Here is a 7641-nt window from a genome sequence, read left to right as displayed (position 1 = left end):
AGTATATTTGATTTATGCGAAATTATGTTACCAGTAGTTGAATAGAAAGGGAGCCTTCAACAAAAATGTTGAAAACTCCCTCTATTTGGCTATTTTTATTTTTTGTAAAAACTCATAGCTGAGTAGTTACCCTCTCCTTTTTAAATTATTTTATAAAGAATAACTTATTTTCTGTAGAGTTTTCTGGAGAGAATCTATAGCCATCTTCAGAGAATTTTTTTATTTTTTCTATGTCTTCAATAGAGTTTAAAGTCATATAATTAAGCATCATTCCTCTAGCTTTTTTCCCTTCAGTACTAATATTTTTTAATTTTTCATCAATTTTCTGCCTAAATTCAATATCAATAACCTTAAATTTTTTATAATCTAAAATTTTAGAAAACTCTTTAGAGGCAAGATTAATAAAAATTTCTGTGGAATAATTTTCAAGAAAATTATTAATATCTTTACTCCAAAATTTGTACATACTCTCTTCTAAAATATTTATAGTCATATCTAAACGATAAGGCTTAATTTTTGTATTTGGTGATATGACTCCATAAAGAGCTGAAAAAATAAAAAGGTTTTTATTTAGATATTCGATCTCTTTATCAGTAAATTTTTCTATCTCTAATTGTCTAAAGGTAACTCCTTCATAGAGAGAAAGAGCCTCACATTCAGAAAGAATTTCAAAATTTTGAATATTACTATATGTTTCTTCTAGAAGTTTACCTTTTAATTTAAAAAAACTACCAACCTCTTCTATTGAAAAAGTTTTTAATTTTTTAATCAAAGTTTCAGTATGATTAGAAAACTCAATAGCTTTAGTTACTTTAAAATTTATATTTTTATATTTCATTGTCTTACTAGGTGAAAAAATCATTTTCATAAATAACCTCACTTTTTTATAATATTTTATCTAATTTTAAAAAGAAGTTCAAGAAATTTATTTACTTGATATAAAATAGTTGGTACAATGAAAGAGAAAATAAAGTGAAGGAGTAAATTATGAATATAATTATAAGAAAAGAAGAAGAAAAAGATTATAGAAAAGTTGAAGAGATTGCAAGAGAAGCTTTTTGAAATCTATATTTTCCAGGAACAGATATACATATAGTAGTAAATAAGTTACGTAAAAGTCCAGATTTTATAAAAGAATTAACTTATGTTATTGAAGTAAATGGAGAAGTAGAAGGAGCTATTTTTTATAATAATTCTAAGATAGTAGATAAAATGGGAGTAGAATATCCTATAATTTCTTTTGGACCTGTATTTATATCACCACAATTTCATAGACAGGGATTGGGAAGAAAGTTAATAAATTATACAATAGAAAAAGCTAAGGAGATGGGATATAGAGCAATTATAACTTTATAAAGAAAAGGGATTTCAAGCAAGTCAATTAGAGTATGAAAAAGCTTGTACTGAATTAGATGAATAATAAAAAAAGAGTTTTTGAGTAATATATTACTTGAAAACTCTTTTTATTTTTTAAAGAGAATTAATTTCTAATAATTTCATCTAATACAATATTGGGATTATGATATTTTCTTCTATTTTTGATTGTAAAATTTTTCATTGAGATAGCTTCTTTTGGACACCAATGAAAACAGGATAAACAATGTGTACAATTAGAACCGAATAAAGGTCTCTTATTATTAAGTTCTATATTTTTACAGGGACATACTTGTTTACAGATTCCACACCCAATACAGTTACTATTTACTTTAAATTTTTTAGGTGAAAATTCCCATTCAGAAAAAAGTTTCATAAAGAATGTTTGAAGTATTTGAGTGTAAGTTGTAGGTGTATTTGGAGTAATAATTCTATTCTTAATATCATTAAGAATAGGTAAGATAGTTTTTTCAATTTCTTCAAGTTTTTCCTGATCTTTCTCTATAGGAAAAAGTATCGCATTATCAGGCATAAATAAAACATTTCTATAACTTATATTTTTATTTTTAGATTTTAAAAGTTTTTCAAAAGTGAGAAAAGTTTTTCCAAAGATACTATAGCAATTAGGAATAACAAAAATATAATTAACAGTTGAGAAATTAAACTTTTTTATTGTAGATTCTACAATCTTTGGAATATCTCCGAAGTATACAGGAAAAATAAAACCAACTTCAGAAGAGAGTGGCTTTATCTCATTAAGTTGTGAAACATTTTCGATAGGAATGAGTACAGAATTATCAATATATTTCTTTACTCTTTTAGCAATATACAAAGAATTACCAGTTCCAGAAAAATAATATATTTCCATAGTAACACCTCACTTATTATTTAATAGGTAACCATCCCTTATAGTACCAGTGTCTACCTTTTTTTACAAAATAGCTTCTTTCATGATGAATAATCTCTTCACCAGTAGCCATATCAATATATTTAGCCTTAAATTCGACAATTCCCTCTTTATCAAATTGAGTTCCAGCAATAGTTTCAACAATCTCAAGACCCAACCATTTAGAATTTTTAGACCACTCCTCTGCCTCTTTCCAATCTATTCCTCTAGCAGTTTTAGGGTCGTGAGTTTTTTTTATAAATTCAATATCTCCTTTGGTATATGCTTCATATCTAGCTTTCATAAGTTCAAGTGCTGTTTTAGGATTGCTCATTTTTACCTCCCAATTAATTTAATAAAATAAGAAAGAACCCTAATTTGGGGTTCTTAATAAATTTATTTTGCTTCAAATGTAGCAATCACAGGAAGATGATCACTTATAATTCTCCAATCTATTCCTGTTTCATTTCTATACTCTTCAGTTGACGGAACAAAAGCATTTATATTCCATTGTTTTTCAGGACTAACAAATATAAAATCAATACCTTTAAAAGGCTCAGTAGCAGAATAAGTATATGTTTTAGAAGTTTCTTCATCAAATACACATTTCCAATTATATTTAAGTAGTGTCATTGAATCAGAATTAATTCTATCATTCATATCACCAACCAAAAATTTAAGCCCTTTTATTTTAGTAGCATAATCATTAATAACCTTAGCTTGTCTAACTCTAATTGAACTATCTCTAGCTAATTCTTCATCAGTTTTAGCATTCAAAACTATTCCAAGATGTGTATTTATGAAATTCACAGGTTCTTGGATAGTAGGAACTTTTACTTGAGCCATTAAAGCAACTCTAGGTTCTTCATTTGGTTCATTTGGTAAATCAATTTTTTCTGCTTTTAAGATTGGATGTTTAGTTAGAATTCCTATTCCATATTCACCACCATCAAAATCAATAGTTTTTCCAAAAACAAAATTATATCCTGTTAAATCTGCTAATACTTTAATTTGATCAACATAACCACTACGTTTTGTAAGTCTATCAACTTCTTGTATTCCAATAATATCTGCATCCAAAGCTTTAATTGCATCCGCAGTTTTATTTAAATCTGCCTTAAAATTTTTAGCTCCAGCTGCAATATTGAAAGATACAACTTTAATTTTTTCTTCTGCAAATGTTATAATGGATAAAATTAATGTGAAAATAAAAATAAGTTTTTTCATACTTTCCTCCTAAGAAAATGTTTTTTTAATTCATATAATGATATTAACACGAATTTTTAAAATTGTCAATATGAAAATATGAATGTTATTTATTAAAAAAATATTAATATAATACATTTTAAACTGAAATAATAGTGTAAGTGTTATGAAAATAAAAAAGAAATAAATAGTTGAATATATGTTATAATAAAAAATATAAAATGAGAAAGGAAGTGAGGAGATGATATACAGTAAAATATATTGGCCATTGGAAAGTATTGAATTGGGGATAGATACTAAAAATATAAAGAGGTTAGAAAAATTAGGGATAAACTCCATAGCTGATATGCTTTACTACTTTCCAAGAGCTTATGATGATAGAACTAATATAAAAAAGATAGGAGAATTAAGAGGAGAGGAGTATGTAGTATTAAAGGCTACTCTTATGACAGTTTCAGCACCTCCTACTCGTAGTGGGCTTAAGATGGTAAAGGCTACAGCCACAGATGGAAGTGGAGTAATAGAGTTAGTTTGGTTTCAGATGCCATATCTTAGAAAGAGTTTAAAGATAGGAGAGGAATATATATTCATAGGACAGGTAAAGAGAGGGTATATATTTCAACTTGTAAATCCAGAGTTTAAGTTAAGTAGTAATCAAAAGAGAGTAGATGAGGGAGAGATTTTACCAATATATAGCTCAAGTAAGGAGTTACCTCAAAACTCTTTGAGAAAGTTGATGGAATTAACTTTAAAAAATACTCTTGCAATTATAGAGGAGAATATTCCAGAAGAGATTATAAAAAAATATAGGCTTATAGGGAGAAAAGAGGCCCTTAGAGAGATTCATTTTCCAAGAAATAATAAAAACTTAGAGGAGGCTAAGAGACGTTTTGCTGTAGAAGAATTATTAGTTCTGGAGATGGGAATACTTCAAAAAAGATTTGAAGTAGACAATCAAAATATAGAGAGATATCATCTTGAGGATAAAAAGACGTTAGTAAAACAATACTTAGCTTCTCTTCCCTTTGAACTAACAAATGCCCAAAAGAGAGTGATTACAGAGATATATAGAGATTTAGCAAATGGAAGAATAGTAAATAGATTGGTACAAGGAGATGTTGGGAGTGGAAAAACAGCAGTATCAATGGTACTTCTTCTCTACATGTTAGAAAACTCTTATCAAGGAGTTTTAATGGCTCCAACTGAAATTTTAGCGGTTCAACATTATTTATCTGTAAAAGATAAGTTTGAAAAACTGGGAGTGAGAGTTGAATTACTCACAGGAAGCTTTACTGGAAAGAAAAAGCAAAAACTTTTAGAGGATATAGCTAATGGTGAAGTAGGAATAGTTATAGGAACACATGCTCTTATAGAGGAGAGTGTAGTTTTTCATAAATTAGGAATGATAATTATAGATGAACAGCATAGGTTTGGAGTTTTACAAAGAAAAGCTTTAAGAGATAAAGGAGTACTAGCTAATCTTGTAGTAATGAGTGCTACCCCTATTCCACGTTCATTAGCTCTCAGTATATATGGAGATTTAGATGTATCTGTAATAGATGAGTTACCACCTGGAAGAAAACCAATACGTACAAAATGGATAGCTACAGATGAAGAGATAGAAACTATGTATGAATTTATAGAGAAAAAATTATCTCAGGGAAGACAAGCTTATTTTATAGCTCCTCTTATAGAAGAGAGTGAGAAACTTTCAGCAAAATCTACACAGGAGTTAATGGAAGAGGTGGAGAAGTTTCTACCTAGCTACAAGATAGGTGTACTACATGGAAAGATGAAAAATTCTGAAAAAGATGAGATTATGAGTAGATTTAAAAATAGAGAGTTAGATATTTTGGTATCTACAACAGTAATAGAAGTAGGAGTAGACGTACCAAACTCATCTATAATTGTAATCAACAATGCTGAAAGATTTGGACTCTCAGCTTTACACCAACTTCGAGGAAGAGTTGGAAGGGGAGAGCATCAATCTTATTGTTTTTTAGTTTCAAAGACAGAGAATGCTACTTCAAAGGCTAGACTTCAAGTTATGGAAGAGACTCAAGATGGGTTTAAGATAGCTGAAGAGGACCTAAGACTTAGAAAATCTGGAGAGATTTTTGGAACAAAACAAAGTGGACTTAGTGATTTGAAGTTTGTAGATATAGTACACGATGTAAAAACTATAAAGTTGGTTAAAGATATATGTTATGAGTATCTAAAGGAGAATAACGGAGAGATAAAAAATGAGTATCTAATTGAGGATATCTCACAAAAATTCAAAGAGGTAAAATAATATTAAGAAAATTAAAAACCTTTAGACAAAGTAAGAGACAATATGATAAAATATATAGTAAAATAAATTTTAATACGGAGGAAGAGATGAGATTCAGTAAGAGTTATATTAAGACACTTAAAGAAACTCCAAAAGAAGCAGAAATAGCAAGTCATAAGCTTCTTTTGAGAGCAGGAATGATTAAAAAATTAACTAGTGGAGTGTATACTTACCTACCATTAGGATTAAAAGCTCTTAAGAAAGTAGAGAATATTGTAAGAAGAGAGATGGATAGAGCAGGAGCTCAAGAGATATTCATGCCTGTATTACAACCAGCTGAACTTTGGAAAGAGAGTGGAAGATGGGAAGTAATGGGACCATTAATGATGAAATTACAAGATAGAGCAAAGAGAGATTTCGTATTAGGGCCAACACATGAAGAGGTAGTAACTGATGTAATTAGAAACGATGTTGCTTCATACAAACAATTACCATTAAACCTTTATCAAATCCAAACTAAATTCAGAGATGAGATAAGACCAAGATTTGGACTTATGAGAGGAAGAGAGTTCATAATGAAGGATGCTTACTCTTTCCACTCTACAAAGGAGTCTTTAGATAAAGAGTTTGATAATATGGAAGCTACTTATAAGAGAATTTTCTCTAGCTGTGGATTAAAATTCAGACCTGTTGAGGCTGATTCAGGAGCAATAGGTGGAAGTGGATCAAAAGAGTTCCATGTATTAGCTGATTCAGGAGAGGACGAAATCATCTACTGTGAGAGCTGTGATTATGCAGCAAACGTAGAAACTGCTGTAAGTAAAATATTCCATGCTGAGAAAGAGGAGTTAAAGGCTACTGAATTAGTAGATACTCCAAATGTATCAAAAATAGAAGATGTAGTTGAATATCTAAATGTCCCTGTAGAAAGAACAGTTAAAGCTATGATGTACAGAGATATGGGAACAGATCAAGTATATATGGTTTTAATCAGAGGAGATTACGAAGTTAATGAGACTAAACTTAAAAATGCTGTAGACGCAATAGAAGTTGAGCTATTAACTGATGAGCAATTAGAAAAATTAGGACTAGTAAAAGGGTTTATTGGACCATTTGGAAAAGATTTAGGAGATATAAAAATTGTAGCTGACGATACAGTTTTAGAAATCACTAACCATACAGCTGGTGGAAACAGATTAGATACTCACTATATCAATGTAAATTATGGAAGAGATTATAAAGCTGATATAGTAAAAGATGTAAAAACTGTAAAACCAGGACATGTATGTGAAAAATGTGGAGGAACACTTGCTTCAGCAAGAGGAATAGAAGTAGGACATATATTTAAATTAGGAACTAAATATTCTGAAAAGTTAGAAGCTACATTTATAGATGAGAAAGGTGTAACTCATCCAATTATAATGGGATGTTATGGAATTGGAGTTTCAAGAACACTTGCTTCTGCTATTGAGCAAAACAATGATGAATTTGGAATTGTTTGGCCTACAGCAATAGCTCCATATGTAGTTGATGTAATTCCAGCTAATATGAAGGATGAAGCTCAAGTTGCACTTGCAGAAGAGCTATATAATTCATTATTAGATAATGGAATAGATACAATGATAGATGATAGAGATGAGAGACCTGGATTCAAATTTAAAGATGCTGACTTAATTGGATTCCCATTTAAAGTAATTTGTGGTAAAAAAACTAATGAGGGAATTGTAGAGTTAAAAATAAGAAAAACAGGAGAAACTTTTGAAATCTCTAAAGATGAAGTTATCTCTAAAGTAAGAGAATTAATGAAGCAATATTAATAAGATAATTTAGTAAAAGTTATAAAATAGGCTCAAGAGTGGTGAGTTAATCATTCTTGAGCTTTTTATATTTAGTTTATCAACCT

7 protein-coding genes are annotated in these 7641 nt (G+C 29.4%); 3 read left to right on the top strand and 4 right to left on the bottom strand.

Annotated elements, in window-relative coordinates:
- Positions 1–145 precede the first annotated feature (145 nt).
- On the bottom strand, positions 146–868 hold the full coding sequence (locus tag IAA47_01160; protein ID MBU3841604.1) for a YaaA family protein: 723 nt from the start codon (positions 866–868) through the stop codon (positions 146–148).
- 218 nt (positions 869–1086) lie between these two features.
- Between IAA47_01160 and IAA47_01155 the strand changes: the two genes are divergently transcribed.
- Positions 1087–1356, top strand: coding sequence for a GNAT family N-acetyltransferase (locus IAA47_01155; GenBank protein MBU3841603.1), 270 nt, complete (start codon positions 1087–1089; stop codon positions 1354–1356).
- Positions 1357–1480: 124 nt separating this feature from the next.
- On the opposite strand, the gene IAA47_01150 is transcribed toward IAA47_01155, so the two are convergent.
- From IAA47_01150 to IAA47_01140, 3 genes are all read right to left on the bottom strand, one after another.
- On the bottom strand, positions 1481–2242 hold the full coding sequence (locus tag IAA47_01150) for an EFR1 family ferrodoxin (protein ID MBU3841602.1): 762 nt from the start codon (positions 2240–2242) through the stop codon (positions 1481–1483).
- 16 nt (positions 2243–2258) lie between these two features.
- On the bottom strand, positions 2259–2594 hold the full coding sequence (locus IAA47_01145) for a zinc chelation protein SecC (GenBank protein ID MBU3841601.1): 336 nt from the start codon (positions 2592–2594) through the stop codon (positions 2259–2261).
- Positions 2595–2656: 62 nt separating this feature from the next.
- Positions 2657–3487 carry an endonuclease/exonuclease/phosphatase family protein gene (locus tag IAA47_01140; protein MBU3841600.1) on the bottom strand — a complete coding sequence of 277 codons (831 nt, stop codon included), beginning with the start codon at positions 3485–3487 and terminating at the stop codon, positions 2657–2659.
- A 220-nt stretch (positions 3488–3707) separates the two neighbouring features.
- Here IAA47_01140 and recG point away from each other — a divergent pair, with 220 nt between their 5' ends.
- On the top strand, positions 3708–5759 hold the full coding sequence (gene recG / locus IAA47_01135; GenBank protein ID MBU3841599.1) for an ATP-dependent DNA helicase RecG: 2052 nt from the start codon (positions 3708–3710) through the stop codon (positions 5757–5759).
- Between the two features lie 86 nt (positions 5760–5845).
- Positions 5846–7555, top strand: a complete 1710-nt coding sequence (locus IAA47_01130) for a proline--tRNA ligase (GenBank protein MBU3841598.1) — start codon at positions 5846–5848, stop codon at positions 7553–7555.
- Positions 7556–7641 lie beyond the last annotated feature (86 nt).

The sequence above is a fragment of the Candidatus Fusobacterium pullicola genome, assembly GCA_018883725.1.
In the GTDB taxonomy this organism is placed as follows: Bacteria; Fusobacteriota; Fusobacteriia; order Fusobacteriales; family Fusobacteriaceae; genus Fusobacterium_A; species Fusobacterium_A pullicola.
The sequence above is the reverse complement of the archived record's forward strand: the minus strand, read 5'-3'. Positions and strand labels throughout refer to the sequence as shown.